At 34.7% G+C, this 22,045-nt stretch carries 17 protein-coding genes; 3 read left to right on the forward strand and 14 right to left on the reverse strand.

Features of this window, described 5'->3' with window-relative positions:
• Positions 1-94: 94 nt before the first annotated feature.
• Positions 95-862, reverse strand: coding sequence for a LytR/AlgR family response regulator transcription factor (locus ALGA_RS09045; protein ID WP_096429014.1), 768 nt, complete (start codon positions 860-862; stop codon positions 95-97).
• Positions 863-1,082: 220 nt separating this feature from the next.
• Here ALGA_RS09045 and ALGA_RS09050 point away from each other — a divergent pair, with 220 nt between their 5' ends.
• Positions 1,083-1,478 carry a MotA/TolQ/ExbB proton channel family protein gene (locus ALGA_RS09050; RefSeq protein WP_096429015.1) on the forward strand — a complete coding sequence of 132 codons (396 nt, stop codon included), beginning with the start codon at positions 1,083-1,085 and terminating at the stop codon, positions 1,476-1,478.
• Between the two features lie 739 nt (positions 1,479-2,217).
• On the opposite strand, the gene polA is transcribed toward ALGA_RS09050, so the two are convergent.
• From polA to ALGA_RS09065, 3 genes are all read right to left on the reverse strand, one after another.
• Positions 2,218-4,992: a DNA polymerase I gene (gene polA, locus ALGA_RS09055; RefSeq protein ID WP_096429016.1), complete on the reverse strand. Its 2,775-nt coding sequence runs from the start codon at positions 4,990-4,992 to the stop codon at positions 2,218-2,220.
• 156 nt (positions 4,993-5,148) lie between these two features.
• Positions 5,149-5,595, reverse strand: a complete 447-nt coding sequence (locus ALGA_RS09060; RefSeq protein ID WP_096429017.1) for a 6-pyruvoyl trahydropterin synthase family protein — start codon at positions 5,593-5,595, stop codon at positions 5,149-5,151.
• A 50-nt stretch (positions 5,596-5,645) separates the two neighbouring features.
• Positions 5,646-5,945, reverse strand: a complete 300-nt coding sequence (locus ALGA_RS09065) for an ArsR/SmtB family transcription factor (protein WP_096429018.1) — start codon at positions 5,943-5,945, stop codon at positions 5,646-5,648.
• Between the two features lie 204 nt (positions 5,946-6,149).
• Here ALGA_RS09065 and ALGA_RS09070 point away from each other — a divergent pair, with 204 nt between their 5' ends.
• Positions 6,150-7,136 carry a polyprenyl synthetase family protein gene (locus ALGA_RS09070; RefSeq protein WP_096429019.1) on the forward strand — a complete coding sequence of 329 codons (987 nt, stop codon included), beginning with the start codon at positions 6,150-6,152 and terminating at the stop codon, positions 7,134-7,136.
• Positions 7,137-7,141: 5 nt separating this feature from the next.
• On the opposite strand, the gene ALGA_RS09075 is transcribed toward ALGA_RS09070, so the two are convergent.
• From ALGA_RS09075 to dtd, 4 genes are all read right to left on the reverse strand, one after another.
• Complete coding sequence (locus tag ALGA_RS09075; RefSeq protein WP_096429020.1) at positions 7,142-9,046, reverse strand: PAS domain-containing protein; 1,905 nt, start codon at positions 9,044-9,046, stop codon at positions 7,142-7,144.
• Between the two features lie 98 nt (positions 9,047-9,144).
• A complete protein-coding gene (gene deoC / locus ALGA_RS09080) occupies positions 9,145-10,044 on the reverse strand; it encodes a deoxyribose-phosphate aldolase (protein WP_096429021.1) in 900 nt (299 codons plus the stop codon).
• Positions 10,045-10,226: 182 nt separating this feature from the next.
• Positions 10,227-10,562: a nucleotide pyrophosphohydrolase gene (locus ALGA_RS09085; RefSeq protein WP_096429022.1), complete on the reverse strand. Its 336-nt coding sequence runs from the start codon at positions 10,560-10,562 to the stop codon at positions 10,227-10,229.
• A 3-nt stretch (positions 10,563-10,565) separates the two neighbouring features.
• On the reverse strand, positions 10,566-11,018 hold the full coding sequence (gene dtd / locus ALGA_RS09090; protein WP_096429023.1) for a D-aminoacyl-tRNA deacylase: 453 nt from the start codon (positions 11,016-11,018) through the stop codon (positions 10,566-10,568).
• Between the two features lie 182 nt (positions 11,019-11,200).
• Here dtd and ALGA_RS09095 point away from each other — a divergent pair, with 182 nt between their 5' ends.
• Positions 11,201-12,184 (forward strand): lipoate--protein ligase, encoded by a 984-nt coding sequence (locus ALGA_RS09095; RefSeq protein ID WP_096429024.1) that lies wholly within the window; start codon positions 11,201-11,203, stop codon positions 12,182-12,184.
• Between the two features lie 70 nt (positions 12,185-12,254).
• On the opposite strand, the gene uvrC is transcribed toward ALGA_RS09095, so the two are convergent.
• The 6 genes from uvrC to ALGA_RS09125 all read right to left on the reverse strand — a co-directional run bounded on the left by uvrC (position 12,255) and on the right by ALGA_RS09125 (position 22,040).
• Positions 12,255-14,057, reverse strand: coding sequence for an excinuclease ABC subunit UvrC (uvrC, locus tag ALGA_RS09100; RefSeq protein WP_096429025.1), 1,803 nt, complete (start codon positions 14,055-14,057; stop codon positions 12,255-12,257).
• A 26-nt stretch (positions 14,058-14,083) separates the two neighbouring features.
• The gene (gene ade, locus ALGA_RS09105; protein ID WP_096433550.1) at positions 14,084-15,727 is read right to left on the reverse strand and encodes an adenine deaminase; all 1,644 of its coding nucleotides are present in this window, start codon (positions 15,725-15,727) and stop codon (positions 14,084-14,086) included.
• A 162-nt stretch (positions 15,728-15,889) separates the two neighbouring features.
• Positions 15,890-17,767: a tRNA uridine-5-carboxymethylaminomethyl(34) synthesis enzyme MnmG gene (gene mnmG / locus ALGA_RS09110; RefSeq protein WP_096429026.1), complete on the reverse strand. Its 1,878-nt coding sequence runs from the start codon at positions 17,765-17,767 to the stop codon at positions 15,890-15,892.
• Positions 17,768-17,918: 151 nt separating this feature from the next.
• A complete protein-coding gene (ybeY, locus tag ALGA_RS09115; protein ID WP_096429027.1) occupies positions 17,919-18,344 on the reverse strand; it encodes an rRNA maturation RNase YbeY in 426 nt (141 codons plus the stop codon).
• 2 nt (positions 18,345-18,346) lie between these two features.
• Entirely contained in the window at positions 18,347-18,754 is a 408-nt protein-coding gene (locus ALGA_RS09120) for an ATP-binding protein (RefSeq protein WP_096429028.1), read from the reverse strand.
• Complete coding sequence (locus tag ALGA_RS09125) at positions 18,747-22,040, reverse strand: hypothetical protein (protein ID WP_096429029.1); 3,294 nt, start codon at positions 22,038-22,040, stop codon at positions 18,747-18,749. Before ALGA_RS09125 ends, ALGA_RS09120 begins: the two co-directional genes overlap by 8 nt.
• Positions 22,041-22,045: the final 5 nt, after the last annotated feature.

Here is a 22,045-nt window from a genome sequence, read left to right on the forward strand (position 1 = left end):
GCAATACACTTAAAATCCACAACTAAATTGATATTAGAAAAGCTCATTTCTTCGCATGAAGAAATGAGCTTTTTATTTGCATGACATTTTATATTTATTGTACTACCAAAGATTCTTTAACTTGTTTTCTGTAGGTTCGTCCGATATTTAATTGGATATCATCCACTAAAATATGATCGTAAGAAAAACTCTTAAGCCAATCTTTATTAATGATAAATGAACGATGAATCCGTAAAAAACTATCAGGCAATATATCTTCCAAACTACTGATTTTTTCTTTCGTTTTAATTTTCTCAGTACTGGTATGAATATGTACATAGTCGGCTAAACTCTCAATATATTTGATATCTGAAAACTTAATTTTAATTGTTTTCCGATTGGATATAATCTCCAGGTAGGCTTGTTTCAATTTTTCTTTTTCAAACAGAAACTCTTGAATAACTTGCTGTTTTTCCCTAATCTGCCGACTCATTAAGAGAAAGGAGCCAATAAATACCATTAAATAAAGTAGGGCGGCCAAGAGAAATGTATTTGAGGCATTTGGCCCAAGATTTCCAAAGTTAAAATTCCCCAAATATATAAAAGAAAACATCAGTACGATAGTCTCCAAATACATAGATACCACCGCCGTATAAAATGAATACAAACCAAACCTCACATATTTCTTTTGCATGTAATATCGCGGAACAAGAAAATAATTAAAGAAATACGAGGTGCCAAGGACAATTGGTAACAACATACTTATGAAGAAAAATGCGGCTACATTGTTTCCCCATGACAATCCAAAAACCAGCGTTAAAATAAGAAGAACAAAAATCCAGTAAAAAATATGATAGTATGGATTTGACGATTTTTTAATCATTTGTAAATACTTGATTATTGTTTATAGAACTAAGTACTGCTTCGCTTAGGGCAAGATAAAACTTGCTTGCTCGAGAAATTTTCAACTAATTTAGCATAGAAAATAAAGATATCTAAACAAAGTCGATAAACGACAGGTATAGAACCCTATTCGACCTTGCCTGAAAACTACTGATCACCTTACTTTGGAGGTATTAGTATTAATCTTAAAAAGTAAAAATATGAAAGACATGTTTTTTATGGGTGGTCCTATCTTTATGGGTATCCTTAGCCTACTTCTTATTGCTATGGTATCGTGGATTGCTTATCATTTTATTGGTGTTCTATTTTCCAAAAATACAATATTGGAACAAACACTTCGAAAAGTAGGGTATGGAAAATCAATCGGTTTATTTGCCCTGATAATTGGCATACTTGGACAGCTGCTTGGATTATTCAATGCGTTTTCGGTAATAGAACAAGCTGGCAATATTTCTCCAAGTGTGATTTATGGCGGAATAAAAGTTTCAATGATCCCCACATTTTATGGAATCATTATTTACCTCCTCTCTATCCTATTGTGGTTTGTTGCCAGTATTTTAATTGAAAAAAAACTAGAAAAGCAGGCGATTTTGTAACAAAAAAAGCTCATTCTTGTTGCAAGAATGAGCTTTTTATTTGCATGACAGTAAATATTTAGTGTACTCCCAAGGAGTCTTTAACTTGTTTTCGATAAGTTCGTCCGATATTTAATTGGATATGATCTACTTAAACCTGATTGTAATAAAATCTCTTTATTAATGATAAAGGAACGATGAATCCGTAAAAAACGGACAAAATTTACTTACTCCCTTTTTCAGTAAACCCTAGCTAGGGGTAACTGATGGTATTTGCCATGAAATATACAATCACAACAGGCATTCATTTCGCTTCTCTCAAACCAGCCATCTTATTAACAATAATTTCGCGACAAAACCCTTAAAACCCAACAGAAATAGGCATTTTACAGAAAAATATCCAAATTAAGGGAGGTCGTTATTATTTGTTAATGGCTCCACCAAGGGCTTAGGCAAGGCATTATTATTTGTTAAAGGCTCCACTAAATGATAATACGTTCATTATTATTTGTTAATGACTCCACTAAAGGCTTAGGCTAGCCATTATTATTTGTTAATGGCTCCACCAAATGAAAAAACGTCCATTATCATTTTATAATAGCTTCTCGAAAGGCTTAGGCGAGCGTCTGCAATTTATTACAGGCTTCGTTAGATTAAAGAATCACATTATAGTGAACCCTATAATAGCAGTAAATTTTGTAACAAAAAAAGCTCATTCTTGTAGCAAGAATGAGCTTTTTAAATTTCTATCTATTGTGAATTAATGCGCCTGTAACCAGTTCTCCCCTACTCCCATATCCACGGTAAGTGGAACTGAAAGCTGAATGGCATTTTCCATTTCTTCTTTTAAAATCGCCTTCATTTGATCCAATTCAGACAACAAACAATCGAAGTTCAATTCATCATGTACCTGGATAATCATTTTAGATTGCATTCCTTCCAACTTCATTCTTTTGGCAATGTTAATCATCGCAATTTTAATTACATCGGCAGCAGATCCCTGAATTGGGGCATTAATCGCATTTCGTTCGGCAACACTTCGAACTATCGCATTGCTCGAATTAATATCTTTTAAATATCTTCGGCGAGAAAGTAAGGTGGTTACAAACTCATCCTCACGAGCTTTCTCTACACATTGATCCATAAACAACTTAACTCCCGGATACGATTCAAAGTAGCCTGTAATCAACTCTTTTCCCTCTGTTCTGCTCATATCTAATCGTTCCGCCAGTCCCCAGGCCGAAATTCCATAAATAATTCCAAAATTTGCTGTTTTAGCTCTGCTTCGCATTTCCTTGCTAACTTCTTCTATGGGTAGTTTGTAAATTTTTGCTGCGGTGGCTGCGTGGAAATCTTCCGAATTAATAAAGGCATCAATCATGTTCTGATCCTGACTCATGTGAGCCATCAATCTTAATTCTACCTGCGAATAATCGGCAGACAAAAAAGTGTGATTTTCGGATGATGGCACAAATGCTTTTCGGATGTATCTTCCCTGCTCGGTGCGAATAGGAATATTCTGTAAGTTAGGATTGGTGGAACTTAGTCGCCCTGTTGCGGCTTCCGCCTGATTAAAGGATGTATGTATCTTGCCCGATTTTTCATTTACGTAGGTTGGAAGTGCCTCTACATAAGTAGAAATCAGTTTTTTAAGCGACCTGAAATCCAAGATCTTTTGAATGATTTCGTGCTTCCCTTTTAATTTAGAAAGAACAGCCTCGGAGGTTGAAAACTGACCCGATTTTGTTTTTTTAGCCTTGCTGTCGAGCTCCATTTTTTCAAAAAGCACTTCGCCCAACTGTTTGGGTGAAGCTACATTAAAATCGACCCCGGCCAAGTCCTTTATTTCTTTTTCGATGCCATCTACCTCTTCATTCAACACCAAAGCATAATCATTAAGAGTAGGCACATCTATACTTACGCCTGTAAATTCCATATCAGCCAAAATGCTCAACAATGGCATTTCAATATTATAGAAAAGATCAAGCAAGTTATTTTCTTTCATACGGCTCTCAAGCACTTCTTTCAACTCGAGATTCAATACTGTTTCTTCACAAAACGGATCGTGCGTAACTACTTCCGGCTCCAACATCAAACTCAACTGAGCTTTTTTACCTTTTGTTTTATCTTCAGTCTCAATTACCTTATAATCTAGAATCGTGTGAGCAACAAATGCAAATTCATGCTTAAATTCAGGTTGAATTAAGTAATGAGCAATCATGGTATCAAAAAGTGGCCCTTTCACATCAACTCCATGCCAACGTAAAATTAAAATGTCGCGTTTGCAATTGTGTGCGATTTTTAAAATATTTTCATCTTCAAAAATAAATTTGAATTCTTGAGCAACTTTTTTTGCGTCTTCGAAATTTTGAGGAAAAGGAACAAAAAATGATTTGTCTTTTTGGTACGAAAAAGCCAATCCAAGCAGATTTGATGTATTTGGGTCAGAATCGGAGATAATTGTTCTAAACGAGAACTGTTCCTGAACACATAATTCCGCTTTCAAATCAGCTCTTGAAGCCTGATTGTCAAGCACAAAGAAGTCGCAAGCCAAGCCTTTTAAATCTCTTAGAATCACGTCTTTATCTGGAACCGTATCCTTGCCAGCAGATTCTCCACTCTCAGCGCTAAAAAGATTCCCTTGATTTTTAAAAACCCGTTCGGCTAAGGTGAAAAGCTCCAATTCCTTAAAAATGGCTCTCAACTTAACTTCATCATAATCGATCAATTTAAAATTCTCTTCATCAAAATCTATTGGAACATCCAAAGAAATTTTTGCCAACACTTTCGAAAAACGAACTTGTTCTTCCGATTCAATAATTCGTTCCTTTTGTTTTCCTTTTAGCTCATGAGTATTTTCATACAAGCCATCGATACTTTTATAAAGCTCAAGTAATTTTTGTGCTGATTTAGGACCAACTCCCGGACAGCCAGGGATGTTATCTGAAACATCACCCATTAAACCTAAATAATCAACAATCTGATCTGGGTGTTCAACTCCAAATTTCGCTTTGATTTCAGGAACTCCCCAAATTTCAACATCATTGCCGTTACTTTTCGGCTTATACATAAATATTTTATCGCTAACCAACTGCGCATAATCCTTATCGGGAGTCATCATATAAACAGTGAAGCCTTCCTTTTCCGCTTTTTTAGCCAGTGTACCTATTACATCATCAGCCTCAAAACCTGCCACATCAAATTCAGGAATATTAAAACCTTGAATAATTGATTTGATATAAGGAATCGATTTACGCAGATCTTCGGGCATTGGAGGACGCTGTGCTTTGTACTCCTTAAACATCTCATGACGAAAAGTGGGTCCTACCGGATCGAAAACTACAGCGATGTGCGATGGTTTCTCTTTTTCCAGAACCTCAACCAAGGTGTTGGTAAATCCGAGCATTGCAGATGAATTAATTCCTGTAGAAGTAAATCTTGGATTTTTAATAAACGCGTAGTAAGATCTATATATCAGGGCAAAAGCATCGAGTAAAAAAAGTTTTTTACCAGAGTTGGTACTTGATGAGTGCATAAGTTTTCAAATATTAATTGAATTCAAACAAAAGTACAAGATAATCGCTTTGGAACAATTTTCAATCCATCTAATTCTCGATTTACTCCTTACTTTTATAAACGCAAAAAAGCCTGAAATTACTTCCAGACTTTTCAAATATATTTTTTGTTTTTTTTAATTGTCTTCTGCATACCACTCCGCAAATGATGTCGCTGTTTCATGCAATTTTAAAGAATGAAGCTTCACATCTACAGGCAGACGCCTGCCAATTTTTTCTGCAAAATCAACAATCATATTTTCACAAGTTGGCTGATAATCAGTAATAAAATAGCGATCGAACATCTGCTCAATATTCAATTTTTCCAAATTAGGCGTTGCCTTACTCAGCACAAGTGAATGATCCAACTTATCAACAACTTCTTCCGAAACAATCTTTTTTAAATCTCCAAAATCCATTACCATACCCAATTTAGAATTATTTGCATCGGTAATCGGTTCACCAATTACAGTTACAAATAAAATATAGGAATGACCATGAATATTCTTACAAAGTCCATCATAGTTCCACAAGGCATGAGCCATTTCAAAACAGAACTCTTTGGTTAATCTTACTTTCGTCATTTGTTTACATCCTATAAAAAAAACCAGCACTAAACTGGTTCTTAAATTTCTTATCCTTGAGTACAATTGCTAATACAATCCACAATATTACTTAGGCTACAATGTTTTAAATAATAATATGTGTTCTTACCTTCTCTTTTTGAAGAAAGAACTCCTTTATCCTTTAAAATTCCCAAATGATGAGAAGTCGTTGATTGCTCAATCTTTAATAATTCATGAATCTCAGTTACTGTAAGCTTTTTTCCATCCTCCAGATATCCTAAAATTGCAATTCTCATTGGATGAGCAATCGCTTTAAGCATGTTTGCTGCTTGCTCAAGCTTTTCAGGTTCTAATTCTCTAATTTTCATACACAAATATTATTCACGTAACATATCAAATGCAAATATATAAATATATTCTTAAATAGGCTAGACAAAACATATTGAAGCAGTTAAATTTATCGATTTGTATATAATTTAGTTAAAATCTTAATAAAATAGTAGAACTTCAGATCCATTAATTTTCATTATATCTAGTTTTATGGAAAGGATAAATTATTAACTTTGATTGCTATGAATCTGAGAAAAATAACAATCAAGGATATAAAATCCCCAGTCAAGAAAGAAATGGAACAATTCGAGTCCTTTTTTAAGGATTCAATGAAGTCAAAGATTCGTTTACTCGACATCATTAACCGTTACATTATAAAACGTAAAGGAAAAGAAATAAGACCTATTCTTGTTTTTTTAAGTGCTAAGCTTACCGGAGAAATTAATGATTCGACCTATACTGCGGCGGCCCTAACCCAATTACTGCATACTGCCACTTTAATACATGATGATATTGTTGATGAAGCCTATGAAAGAAGAGGCTTTTTTTCGATTAATGCTTTGTGGAAAACGAAAGCTGCCGTTTTAGTTGGAGATTTTCTGCTATCGAAAGGTCTGCTTATTGCTCTTGATAATAACGAATTTGAACAGCTTAAAGTTGTTTCTAATGCAGTTAGAGAGATGAGTGAAGGCGAATTGCTTCAATTGGAAAAATCAAGAAAATTAAACATTACGGAAGAGGTTTATTTTGATATCATTTATAAGAAAACGGCAAGTTTAATGGCTTCTTGTACTCAATTGGGAGCAATTTCGGCAAAAGCAAATTACGAAGATCAGCAAAAGCTTAAGAAATTTGGAGAATACCTTGGCATTGCTTTTCAAATGAAAGATGATTTATTTGATTACGAAAAACAAGGCAGTATTGGAAAGCCAACGGGCAATGACATTAAAGAAAAAAAATTAACCCTCCCTTTGATTTACGTTTTAAGGGAAGTTTCTGAAAAAGAGCGTCGATGGGCACTTAAAATTGTTCGTAAACACAATAAAAACTCTGAAAAAGTGAACGAATTAATCGCTTTCGTTAAAGAAAAAGGTGGTATTGAATACACAAGAGATAAAATGCTCGAATACAAGCAAAAAGCATTGGATGTTTTAAATGCGTTTCCTTCCTCTGAAGCGAAGGAAGCCTTAGTCAACATAGTTGATTACACGATTAGCAGAAATAAATAGTTTATCTAGTTTGAAGGAAGTTCTACAGTGAAAATACTTCCTTTACCAGACGAACTTTCCAAGGATATTGTTCCATTATTTTGGATTACAAATTCATAACAAAGCAGTAAACCTAAACCTGTCCCGGACTCTTCACAGGTTCCAACTCTTGTGTAATTCGTATCAAGTCGAAACAGTCTTTTCTGATTTGCCTCACTAATGCCTAATCCATCATCTTCAACAGAGATTATTGATTTTGAACCACTTCTACCTATCCTAATTTGGATATTCCCTCCTGGATTAGTGAATTTTATTGCATTGGAATATAAATTCCGAATTACTGTATCCAGCATGTATTCATCGGCAAAAGCCATGGTATTTGCCCCCTTGCTTATTCTTACGTGGATATTTTTCCGATCTGCTTTGGTCTTATGAAGCTGAATATTCGACTCCACCAGCTCTAAGAGATTAATCTGCTTGGGTGCATTTACAATTTTCCCCATTTGCGACCTTCCCCACTCCAGTAAATTTTTCAGTAAGTTGTACTCTTGTTTAGCCGCAGAATGAATAATCGTGGAAGCCTCAAAGATTTGATCTTCTGACATTTCCCTACAGTTTTGATACAGATTTTTAGCTATTGGCAGTAAAGCATTAAATGGATTTTTTAAATCATGGGCTATAATTGAAAAGAATTTATCTTTCGTCTTGATAGCCTCTTTGAATGCATTTTCACTTCTTTTTCGAACGGTGATATCACGAGCAATCGCAAGTATGGTTTCGCATTCTCCAGCCAAATTTAATTCCGGGATTAATTGCCATTCAAAATGATGAACTTCACCCTCAAATGAAATACTAAAATCGGCACTATGTGGCTTCTTCAATTGGAAAACTAAATCAATTTCACGTTCCCAAAACTCACACTTATCTTTTGGAAAGCCCATTTCGAAGTGAGTTTTCCCAATAAATTCCTCCGGCTGCATTTTTAGAATGTTGAATGAAGCTGAATTCACAAAAAGATGTTTGTAATCCACATCAAATCGCATGATTAAATCCGGAGCATTTTCAACTAAAGTTCGGAATCGCTCTTCACTTTCCAACAATTTTTTTTCAGCTAGTTTCCTTTTCCTGATATCCCTTATGGCAACAAATGAAATATTTGTATTTGAAAAGCTGATTAAATTAGCACTTACTTCAACCGGAATTCTTTCTCCTGATTTACTAATCAAACTGGTCTCAAATAGCGCCGAACCTTCCGTTTCTATATACTTCTGACGTTGATCAAAATGCATAGAATAACTAGGATCATCAATATCGCTAACATTTAAGTTACTCAATTCCTCTTTGGTGTATTCCAACAAATCACTTAGTCGGGAACTGAATTCTATTAATCTTCCTGTTTCATCATGAACCAAAAAAGCATCTCCGGCTGACTCAAAAATATTTTTGTAGAATTCTTCTCTTTGTCCTATTCGATCTACCAGATGGTAGTAACTGGAAATGTCTTTGCTTTGGACAATAATTCTTTCAACATTTCCTTTCTTGTTTAAAACAGGGGAAAGATGTTTTTCTTCAAACCTAATCTTGTTATTATCTAGGTTTGACTTTAGGAAACTATTTGCTTCTTTGCTTTTTATAATCTGGGGAACAACACATTCATCACAAGGTTTATCTAAACCATAAAAAATCTTATGACATTTTTCACCAATTAATTCAGATCGTTTTAAACCTGTTCCTATTAGCCGTTTTGCATTTACATCAATTAAAGTGAAATTCGTATCAATTACCGAAAGTGAATCTTTACTATTTAAAGATTTAGACTGAAAGTATTCATCTGTAAGATACTCCTGAGGAATTAGCTTACGTAATCTTTTTATTTCATTTTCGAGTTCTTGAACTTTATTCTTCAACGGATCATGGGATTCATTGTACATGAAGGAATAAACAATTAAAGGTGATGTTAAATATTTTTACCGCAAGTAAATAAAAAAAGTCGGAAATAATCCGACTTTCATTTATTAAATGCAGTATTTTAAAAATACTTTATTTCTTTTTGCTCACCCGTTTCGATAAAATGGATTTCTTTCAATAGGTTATTTGCCAGGCTGGAGGCTCCTATTCTTAGGTATTTATTAGTTAACCAATTTTCATCTAGGTTACTTTTTGAAATTGCAAAAAACTCAATTGCATCTTTACCTGTTGAAATTCCACCTGCGGGCTTAAAGCCAATCATCTTTCCTGTCCTGTCAAAATACTCTTTAATTGCCTGAGTCATGACATAAGCGGCTTCTAAAGTTGCGTTAACAGGAACCTTACCGGTTGATGTCTTAATAAAATCAGCACCAGCTTCCATGGCTATAATAGATGCCGTACGAATGTTTTCTGACGTTTTAAGTTCTCCCGTTTCAAGAATAACTTTTAAATGTGCTTTACCACAAGCTTCTTTCTGAATAACAATTTCATCGAATACAGTTTGATAATGTCCTTCTAAAAAAGCGCCAATTGATATCACAATATCAATATCGTCAGCTCCCTTTTCAACAGCCATTTTACATTCCAATGCTTTAACTTCAACGTATGATTGAGAAGATGGGAAAACACCTGCTACGGAAGCAATTCTAACGCCCTCAGCTTTTAAGTTTTCATTCAATGTAGGCACTTGGTATGGATATACACAAATAGCAGCCACATTTGGCATGTCAAAATCATTCTGGAAGTTATTTACATTGTCAGCAAAACTTTTAGCCTTTGCGTGCGTGTCTGTTGAGTTCAGTGTCGTTAAATCTATAAAAGAAAAATTCTTCTTTAAATTTTCAATTGTGTACAAAGCTTCAAAGTCTTTGTCCAAAATTGATTTGACATTTGCTTTAACTTCTGCATCGCTAATCTTAAGATCGTATGATCTTAAGATTTCTAAAATGTCTTTCTTCATAATGTATGTAAGTGATTAATAACCAGTTGCGAATCTTTATTCGCTGATTTTTCCATCAATTATCCAAACTTCTAAAAGTAAGGATATTGTCTTTAAGAACTCAAAATTAAGATATTTTTTTACTCATCCCCTATTCCTGCCCGGTTAATTAATCACCCATCAACTGGGAGAATCAAATCAAGCTACTTCAATTTATCATTTCCTTTATGGCGATCCTTATCCCGCTCCGTTTTTTTTGCAATATTCTTCTGGAAAGCTTCGTTTAAATCGACTCCTGTCTGATTTGCCAAGCACATCAGAACCCATAAGACATCGGCCATTTCATCTGCCAAATCAACCGCTTTATCACTTTCCTTAAAAGATTGCTCTCCATATTTCCGAGAGATAATTCGAGCTACCTCTCCTACCTCTTCGGTCAAAATTGCCATATTGGTCAATTCATTAAAATAGCGAACTCCATACTTTTTAATCCACCAATCAACTTTCTCCTGGGCTTCCTTAATTCCTATCTGATTCATGATCTATTCTTTGTTTTTAGTATCCATTACAATGGTAACCGGACCATCGTTTACCAATGAGACTTGCATTTCGGCACCGAATTCTCCTGTTTCAACTTTCTTTCCGGATTCTTTCTCCAGACAAGCCACAAAATTCTCATACAAGGGAACCGAAATATCCGGTTTTGCAGCCAAAATATAAGAGGGTCTATTCCCCTTTTTAGTTTTAGCATGCAAGGTAAACTGACTTATTGCCAGAATGTTTCCATCAACATCCATCAATGATTTATTCATTACGCCCTCTTCATCATCGAAAATTCGAAGATTGCATATTTTTTTACTTAACCATTCCGAGTCCTCTTCAGTATCGGCAGTCTCAATCCCTACCAAAACCATAAGTCCTTTCGAAATTTGTCCTATTATTTTAGAATCTACACTCACCGTAGCTTGCGTAACCCGTTGAATCACAATACGCATATCAATATGTTTATTAAGATTGTAATTTATTAGCCTTTTCAAATATAACACAACAAAAGTAAGGGCAATGAAATAGCTAAAGCTGATTTTCCTTACAAATTCACTATTAAAATTAAGTCTAAATTAAAATATTCCCCAATAAATAATCATATTTGTAGGATCGAAAAATTAACAAACAAAACATGCTGTATTTTATCAGTTCATCTACTAATCCGTCCTTTAACATTGCCACCGAAGAGTATTTGCTAAAAAACTACGAGGACGATTTCTTCTTTTTATACACCAACACTCCTGCCCTAATTGTTGGGAAACATCAGAATACTTTGGCTGAGATAAATTTGGAAAAAGCCGAACAGGAAAACATTCCGGTTGTAAGAAGAATGTCTGGAGGAGGTACTGTTTTTCACGATGAAGGAAATCTAAATTATTGCTTTATTAAGAATGGGGAAAAAGGCAAATTGGTTGACTTTCAGAAATACAGTCAGCCGATTGTTGATACTCTTCAGGCGCTAAACGTAGATGCAAAGTTCGAAGGAAAAAGTGATTTAACCATTGATGGAAAGAAGTTTTCAGGCAATGCTTCTCACATCTACAAAAACAAGGTCATGCAGCATGGCACAATGCTGTTTTCGAGCGATTTAAAGCAACTAAACCAACTACTAAAGGTTAATCCTCTCAAGTTTAAGGATCGAGGCATTAGATCCATTAGAAGTAAGGTTACCAACATCTCAGAATACCTTTCCGATTCAATGAGTTTAGAGAAGTTTGGTCAATTAATCTTAGAAGATTTAAAAACGAAGTTCCTGGATGCCAAAAAATTTGAACTATCAGCAATTGATATTGAGAAGATAGAGGCGTTAATGGCAGAAAAATACAATAACTGGGAATGGAACTATGGCTACTCTCCCAATTACATTTTTGAAAAACTTAGTAATTTCCCTGGAGGTGGCATTCTAGAACTTAGCATGAAGGTAGAGAAAGGAATCATTAAAAATCTTGAATTATTTGGCAATTGTCTTGTAGAAAATCAGATTTCCCATTTTAAAACTAAATTAATTGGTAAATATCATGATAAAACCACTATTAGAAAGACACTTAAAGAACTTGACTTAAATCTATTCTTTCATGAAATTACTGATAAAGAACTCCTATCAGCTCTTTTTTAAGAATCATATTTCAGTAAAATTGAAATTACAGCACTATTAAAATTTCTACGAACACCTCAATCAATAACATCTAATTAAAATATTTATGGACTGTTAAAGCTTTTGCATTACCCAGTTCAGTTTCCAGTTCAGCAACAGAGGCCTTCCTCACATTTTCAACAGACTTGAACTTTTGAATTAATTTTTGAACTGATTTTGGTCCGATTCCCTCAATTTTATCCAATTCAGAAACAATAAATGCCTTTGATCGCTTCTGCCTATGAAAGGTAATTGCAAAGCGATGCGATTCATTTCGCAAGTGCTGAATGGTTTTAAGAGTCTCTGAATTCTTATCCAGATACAAGGGGAAAGGATCACCCGGAAAATAAATTTCTTCCAATTTTTTAGCGATTCCGATTACTGAAATCTTTCCACGCAATTCCAATTTATCCAAACTATTCAAAGCTGCACCCAACTGTCCTTTGCCTCCATCAATAACAATTAGCTGTGGTAAACTTTTGTTTTCATCAAGCAATCTTCTGTAACGTCTATAAATTATTTCTTCCATAGAAGCAAAGTCATTTGCTCCTTCTACCGTTTTTATATTAAAATGACGATAGTCTTTTTTATAAGGTCTTGCATTCCTAAATACAACACAGGAAGCAACGGGAATAGTTCCTTGTATGTTCGAGTTATCGAAACATTCAATATGAACCGGCGCATCTTTCAATCGCAAATCGGTTCTCATTGTTTCAACAATTCGATCGGCATGAGATTGTTTTATTGACTTATCCCCCTTCTTTAACTTCTCCAGACGGTAATATTTGACGTTACGTTCTGATAAATCCAGCAATTTCTTTTTGTCTCCCCGCTGAGGAACAATAAACCGAACATTTTCTATCACCAAATCAAGTTCGATAGGTACCAGTATTTCCTTTGCTGTACTGAAAATCTTTTGTCGAATGTCGGTAATAGCCAATAAAAGTAAATCCTCTTTACTCTCATCCAGCTTTTTCTTCATCTCAATGGTATGGGCTTGAATAATTGCCCCATTAACAACCTTTATGAAATTTACGTAAGCAAAGTTCTCATCATCGACAATAGAATAAACATCAACATTATTAATTGATGGATTTACAATAGTAGATCTACTTTGATATTTTGATAGTAAATCAAGCTTTTCTTTAATGATATGAGCTTCCTCAAATTTAAAATCAACAGACAATTCCTGCATTTTTTCCTTCAAGTGTGAAGTTACCGTACCAATATTTCCTTTTAGAATATTTCGTATTTCTGCAATTTTCAAATTGTATTCTTCTTGATTTTCCTTCCCTTCACATGGTGCTTTACAATTTCCCATATGAAATTCTAAACAAAGCTTAAACTTTTGATCCCTTACACCCTCCTCACTCAATTTTAAATTACAAGTCCGCAATTGATACAAAGAACTAATCATGTCCATTAGAACTCTCACCATTCTAACACTTGTATATGGACCAAAGTATTCGGCTCCATCTTTTAGCAAGTATCGGGTGACAAGTACTCTTGGAAATTCTTCTTTTTTAATGCAAATCCAAGGAAATGTTTTATCGTCTTTTAAGAGAACGTTGTAACGAGGCTGATATTTTTTAATTAAGTTATTTTCCAATAACAAAGCATCAGCTTCCGACTCCACCACAATGTGTCGGATGTCCACAATCTTGCGAACCATTATATTGGTTTTTGCCGAATCGTGAACTTTATTAAAATAGGAAGCAACTCTTCGTTTGAGTCGCTTAGCTTTTCCTACATATATAATAGTATTGCTCTCGTCAAAGAACTGATACACTCCCGGCTCTTCCGGCAATGCCGAAACCAAGGATTTTAAATGATCTGTATTTTTGTTTTTTATCACCTATTCTAATTTTCCTCTAATATAGCTTACTCTTCTTTAAAAAGATTAATCACCTTAAATTCTTTTACATCAAACAGACCTTTATCCGATAATTTAAGTTTTGGAATAACGAGTAAAGACATAAATGCAAGTGTCATAAATGGTGATTCAAAATTTGAACCAAGAGCCGAAGCAAAATCATTTAATTTGGCATACTCCCTAACTAAGTCTTCCCCGGTCTTGTTCGACATCAAACCAGCAACCTCTAATCGAACCGATTCACTTTCCCCATTATTTACAGCAACAATCCCACCCTTCATTTCAATTAAGGTATTAATTGCATGTAACAATTCTTCATCGCTCGTGCCAACAGCAATAATATTGTGACTATCATGAGCAATACTCTCTGCAATGGCTCCTTTTTTATAACCAAAGCCTTTTGCAAAACCCATTACCGGATTACCATTATCGTATCGACTCATCACAACCATTTTCAACAAATCATTATCTACATCCGAAACAACATTTTTATCCACAACCTTCGGTTTGCACAAAACGGAATCCGTTATTAGATCACCATCCTTCACCACCATTGCACGCAATGAACCATTTTCCGCTTTTACAATTAAATCGGATAACTGAATTGGTTTGCGACTAAAATTATTCAAGATAATTTCATTGCTTACATCAAACAAAACCTCATTGTCTTTATAAATGCAAACTCCTTTTCTAAATGCTTGCTCTACAATAAATGATTCAGGATTATCAATCACAATAAAATCTGCCGAATGACCAACTTGAAGCAAACCCAAATCTAAACCGTAGTGATGAATTGGATTGTAACTTGCTGCCCGAAGTAATGAAAATAAATCAAGTCCTTTTTTCAGTCCTTTTTTAATCAGGTAATTTATATGCCCTTTTTCAATTAAATCATCCGGGTGTAGATCGTCAGTACACAGCATGATTTTTTCTGGATGAGTTTCTAATAAAGAACAAAGTGCATCAAAATCTTTAGCGGCGCTTCCCTCTCGTATTTGAATCATCATCCCTAATGAAATTTTTTCAAGAGCTTCCTCTAAAGTAGAACATTCATGATCTGCAGAAATACCTGATGCCACATATTTTTTCAGATCCTGCCCTTTTAATCCAGGAGCATGACCATCTATTTTTTTCCCAAGTTTTTTACAGGCAACTATTTTTTTGAGTACCTCAAGATCATCGTTTATTACCCCTACAAAATCCATAACCTCTGCAAGACAAACCACCTCTTCTCTCTTCAGTAAACTTTCCACAATATTACTGTCCAAAACAAAACCTGAAGTTTCGTGAGGAGTTGCAGGAACACACGAAGGAACACCGAAGCGAATTTCCAACGGAACTTTTTTAGCATCATTAATCATGAAATCGACACCAATCTCGCCCAACACATTTGCTATTTCGTGTGGGTCTGTCACCAATCCCAATGTACCCTGTCGAACTGCTAAATTTGCAAATCGACTTGGTATCAAGAGCGAACTTTCAATGTGCATATGTGCATCAACAAGTCCTGGTAAAATATAATGATCCGGAACAGAATCTCTTTGCGTAACGGAAGTAATTCGCCCCTCTTCAACCACAACTTCAGCTTTGATTATTTCTCGTGAAATTACATCTATCACTTTACCTGATATTGAAAATGTATTACTTGTCATGTCTTGTATATTATCAATTTTAATGATCTTATTAAATTCATAGAATAGCTCAATATTGCCTTCAAAAATGCCCGAAATAAGCCTTCTCAAGTGTGAAAAGCCGATTTCGGGCATTTTAAGGAGTAAACTATTTTAAAATACTCCTTAGTTCCACGTGGAACGTTATCGTCCCATGAGCACTAAAAGAACGTTTATGTCGCTAGGTGAAACACCCGATATACGAGATGCCTGACCGATGGTTTGCGGTTGTATTTTATCCAATTTTTGTCTGGCTTCAGTCGAAATTGATTGTAAACTTGTGTATTCAAAACGACCTTTTATATTTATATTTTCCAAGCGTGTTAGTTTTTCTGCTATCAACTTTTCTCTGTTGATATAGCCTGAATATTTTATAAGAACCTCCGCCGCTTCAATAACTTCTTCTCGCCTGCTTGGAATTGAATCTATCAATTCTTTTAACGGTAATACATCTTCCACTAAATCCAAAATTTGAACTTGAGGTCTTAGAATAATATCATATAATTTCACCCCTTGCTTTAATGGAGCTGTTCCTAATTTCGCGAGTACTGGGTTTAAAAATTTTGGTTTGCAACTAAACTCTTTACAAAAGGTAACCAATTTATCTCTAAACTCAATCTTCTCTTTTAGCAAATTCATTCGTTTTTCTCCAACCAATCCCAACTCAAAAGCCTTCGGACTTAGTCGTAAATCGGCATCATCCTGTCTTAATAAAATACGATATTCTGCTCGAGAGGTAAACATTCGGTAAGGCTCATCAACACCTTTTGTTACCAAATCGTCAATTAGAACTCCAATGTAAGCTTCATCTCTATTTAGTGTAAAAGCGTCCTTTTCTTGTACCGACAAGCCTGCATTTATACCTGCCATCATTCCTTGAGCTGCAGCTTCCTCATAACCGGTTGTTCCATTAATCTGGCCGGCAAAAAATAAATTAGAAACTAATTTGGTTTCCAGTGTATGATAAAGTTGAGTGGGATCGAAATAATCATATTCAATTGCATATCCCGGACGATACATTTTCACCTTTTCCAAACCCGGAACTTGCTGAAGCGCTTTTAACTGAACATCCCAAGGTAGACTGGATGAAAATCCATTGACATAATACTCATGAGTGTACTCTCCTTCAGGCTCCAAAAAAAGCAAATGCTCTTGTTTCTCTGCAAAAGTTGACAGTTTAGACTCTATACTCGGACAATATCTTGGTCCTGTACTCTGAATCGTTCCATTGTACATTGGTGATTCCTCAAATCCTTTGCGTAATTCATCATGAACTTTTGGATTTGTATACGTAATATAACAGGGTCTCTGAGTAAGAGTTCTATCAACATGGTCGGTTAAATAAGAAAACTGATAAAATCCTTCTTCCCCATCTTGCCTCTTCATTAGAGAAAAATCGATACTTCGACCATCTAAACGGGCCGGCGTTCCTGTTTTCATTCTGCCTACCTCAAAACCGACACTTTTCAATTGTTCACTAATACCTACTGAGGCTGGTTCTGAAGTTCGCCCCCCTTTTTCTTGCTTGCTGCCAACATGTATTAATCCATTAAGAAAGGTTCCATTAGTAAGAATTACTGATTTGGCTGGAATATCAATTCCTAATTTGGTTGTCACCCCAACAGCTTTCCCCTCTTCAATAAGTATCCCAACAACGGCATCCTGCCACATGTCAAGATTATCTGTATTTTCAACAATTTTTCTCCATTCTGAAGAAAAAATCATTCTATCGCATTGTGATCTTGGGCTCCACATAGCAGGCCCTTTGGAGCGATTTAGCATTCGGAATTGAATGGACGAACGGTCGGCAACTATTCCTGTAAACCCTCCCAAGGCATCTAATTCACGAACAATTTGCCCTTTTGCAATTCCTCCAATAGCTGGATTACATGACATTTGAGCAATTTTATTCATATCCATGGTAATCAAAAGAACCGAAGATCCCAGATTTGCCGCAGCTACCGCCGCCTCACATCCGGCATGACCGGCACCAACCACTATAACATCGTACTTAGGCAACATATATTATAAGATATTTGTATTCGTTATTCTTTAATATTCTTCCGTGAAAATAATCATTCGCCTACACAGCTGATAACCAGCAACATACAAAGATTAAACCCTGGCTGAAAATCTAGTATTCAGATTAATAAACTCAAAAAATTTTACAAATTTAATCAATATTGGAAAGTAATGCTAATGATTCGTCTTCCTTTTGAGTCATTATTTCCTGATCCTCATCAGTTTTATCGTCAATTTCCATTAAATGAAGGATTCCATGAATCATTACACGATGCAATTCCTGAAAGTAATCGCATCCATATTCTTTTGCGTTATCCAGAACTGTATCTATACTAATAAATAAATCTCCTGATACAATATCAGAAACGGTATAATCAAAAGTAATAATATCCGTAAAATAATCGTGATTCAGGTGTTCACGATTCATTTCAAGCAAGTAATTGTCGGAGCAAAAATAGTAATTTATCTCCCCTATTTCGTAACCATTAGTAACAACAACGCGATTGATCCATTCGCTTAAACGCTCCTGATCAATCGCGGGAATATTAGTTTCACACGAATCGTAAGTAATCACCATTTTTATCCAAAAATAAATTTCATTTCTACTATTGCACCATTTTTAGCGAATTCAATATCATCCGCTAAATGATTCATTAAAAAGATTCCTCTTCCATGTGTTTTTTCCAAATTCTCAGGTAGAGTTGGATCAGGTATATTCGAAAAGTCAAATCCTTTTCCTTCATCCCCCACAATAAAGCTTATCGACTCATCATCGATATTGTATTCAATTTTCACCTTTTTATTAATATCTAACTGGTTGCCATGCAAGATTGCATTATTCACTGCCTCGATAATGGCAACCGAAATTTTCCCGTAGATTTCAGAACTAAGGTTATGAGATGATGAAATTTCATCTATGAGTTTTTCAACTCTACTTATATTTTCTAATTCGGACGGAAAGACTAGCAATTTTTCTGATTTAGTCATTATTAATTTTGATCATGTAATCCAAATACAATTTATTATAGTAATCGAGCATCTTTACATAAGAGTCATCAAAAAGTCCCTCAAAATCTGTTCGTACTCTTTTATACTCAAATATTTCTATAGGGTTACTCAATTTGATAATATTTCCTGAATTACTTTCCCTTTTTTTGTCAAAATCTTTTTCTCTATGGGCGTTTTCAGCTTCTAATAAACGTGAAATTATTCTATTCTGTCTATTAACGGTATTCGAATTTATAGAAAAATTTGATAGATCCAATTCCGTTTGATCAATCATTTTCATTATTTCACGTAATATATTCTCTGTTTCATCTCCTACACCTCCTTTTTGCATCATTTCGCTTAAACTTTGTTTAAACATTTCCTGCTTTTGTAAGAATTTGCCGAGCTTCTCTGATGAACTTTTTTTGCCATTTCCTGATTTCATTTCATTAATCATCTCCTCGAGCATCTTCTTTAATGACTGCTGCTCTGATCGCATACCTGAGAAGGATGGCTTGCCTCCTTTTTTATCGCCTATTTGATCTCCAGGCATGGCATTTGCCATTTGCTCCATTAGCTGTTTCAATGCCTCGGAAAGAAACAATGACAATTCATTAACTTCAGTTAAGACTTTTTGTTGTGTAATGTTGGCTTGAATTTTTCTACGGTTGTTCGCTTCTTCAAGAACCTGATCGAGATAATTACTAATATCAAAAATTCTATTTCCAATTAATGCCGCAACCTGAGGTGAGTGAGCTGAAAGAGAAAGTAAGGAATCCTGTATTAAAAGATACTCTTCCTTTAGTTCTCCCTGTTCCTCAATCACTTTAACAAATAGCGGATTTCGATAATCTACCGTTTTGTAATCAGTTAGTAAGGCTTCCTGTTGAAATGAAAATTCCATCAAGTTATTCAGTAAGCGAATCAAATTATCAATATCAACGGTAAGTTGAGCACCTACACTTTGAGACAAATTATTATTCAATTTTTGGGCAAGTGCTTTTTGTTTCTTCGAAGTGGCTTTCATATTTTTTGAAGCCTTCGCATTTTTTCCTTCTTCTAATAAATTTTCGGATTCTTCCATCATCTCAGAAATCTCCTGAAGATCTTCCGATGGATTTTGAAATTGATACGGATCACTAATGCCCGAATTTTTCTCAAGAAGATTTTCAAGATCTTTTTCTAAATCCTTCCATTTTTGCGTGTCCTTAAGCTGCTGAGAATTCATTTTTTCATCCTGCTTGCGCCCTAGGGTACTAATATCCTCTTGATTGTCGGCTATTTTATCGATCCTTTCAATTATTTTACTCATACGAGTCTCAATATCATAACGTTCCAGCAAACTCAGGTTGCGATCCATTTGCTTCTGGAAATCTTCGAACGACATGTTTAATTGGTTCCCAAGCTTGTTTAAATCATCAGATTTAAAATCTTCGGCTAATTTGTTAAATTCTTCAAATAATTTCTGCAATTCATCATCCATTACATTCTCAAGAAGCTTTTCAATTTGTTTTTGCTTTTCGAGTAGCAAAGCATCTTTCTCTCCTAAAGAATTCATCAATTGATTTTTCTTCAGATTTTCATTTTTGATGGTATTCAGCAATTCATCTAATTCTTTCTTTTTAGATTCTATTTGTTGAAACATTTGTTGTTGCTGCCATTTGTCTCCGGTTCCATCCAAAAAGTTTTTTTGAAGACGTTTTATATCTTCTTGAATGGATTGACTCAAATCAATTCCTTTTTCAATTCGATTAGAAATACTATCCTGAATGTTTGTATTTAAATCGTATAATTGTTTCGAATCTGGTATTAATAATGAAAAATGTTCGGAACGAGTCATCTTCGGTTTATTTACCTCATCGTTATCAAAAACTTCAAAATAATATTGAACCTGAATTCCTTCACTTATATCTACTGTTGCAAAATCGAAAGCAAAATAAAATTCTTGCGAACTGAGTTGACGACTAATCGTAATTGGAATGTAAATTGGTAACTGATCATTAATAAGGTAACAAAAACGCAATTTTGAAAAGCCATAATCATCCTTCAAAATCCCTTTGAAATAGTATCCAGTAGTCAATACTGAATCTTGTATGCTTGAAACTTGAATTTGCGGATAAAGATCAGGAATAACATCAACTGTGTAATTGGCAAAAAGCTGTTTATCAAAATGCTGATTGCTTAGGAGAATTTTGTAGGCATTCTTTTTGAAAAATTTTTTGGAAAAAGAGAATGCATCACCATCCTTTTTTGTATCCAAATGATTGAGTGTATAACTAAAAATAAGTTGAACTTCATTGGTGTCTTCACCTTCAATTGTCCATTGCAGAGATGCTCCTTCGGGAACACTAATATCACCCAAATTTTGCTCCTTTCTTTCTGCTATTTTTGTATAAGACGGAGAGTTAACCGAAAGCTCAAAAGACTTAATCCCAGGCTTTAGCAAGAGCTCCAATTGATAGGTTAACGAAACAACCTTTCCTGCTTTTAAATAGAAAGATACATCGTTATTTACATTCCTGAAAAGATAACTAAAGCCATTGTTTCCTTCCTTTTTTAAAAGAAACTCGTTCCCTTCAGAAACCAGGTAGACATCTGAAGGCACATATTTACCTTCTGTATGTACTTTTAATAAAAAATTAGAGCCTCTAACAACTTTCATGTGTTGTTGGTCTAAAACAAATTTAAAGTCGGCTGGTGCAATAAATTCCTTTCTAAAATGGACCAAACGATTCGCACTGCTGGAATACATATCCGGCAAGAAAATATAGGTGCCGATAATTGCTGTGAGAACAATTAGCATGTATTTTAAGTAAGAAATGTTTGATTTAAATGATATTGCTTTTCGAAAAGGAATTAATCGAATAGATTCCATTCTTTGACTAATACTAGCCATTAAAAGAGAATCCTTAGTTGATTCACTTTTAGCCGAAAGCTCTGTAAGTTCAAGCGTATTTACCAATCGATCCTGAAGATCCGGAAAGTATCGAGTAATAATTTCAATTGCTTGCCGGTAGCTGATTCTTTTCCCAATCTGAAATAATCCAATGGTTGGTAAAATAATCAGTTTTATCAGCATTACTGAAAAAACCAAGATGGAAAAGGCAGCTAAAAATGTCCGAACCGGAACTGAAAAATAAAGCAGGTATTCTGTATACGAAACAATCAGAAAATAGGTCAATATCAGAACAATACTTAAAATCGAGCCCCTTAGGAGTTGATTTTGATAGTATTTTCGAATAAATCGATCTAATTTCCCGATAAAAATTTCCTGACTAGAATTCATACCAA

Origin of the sequence: Labilibaculum antarcticum (assembly GCF_002356295.1) — a bacterium.
Classification (GTDB): Bacteria; Bacteroidota; Bacteroidia; order Bacteroidales; family Marinifilaceae; genus Labilibaculum; species Labilibaculum antarcticum.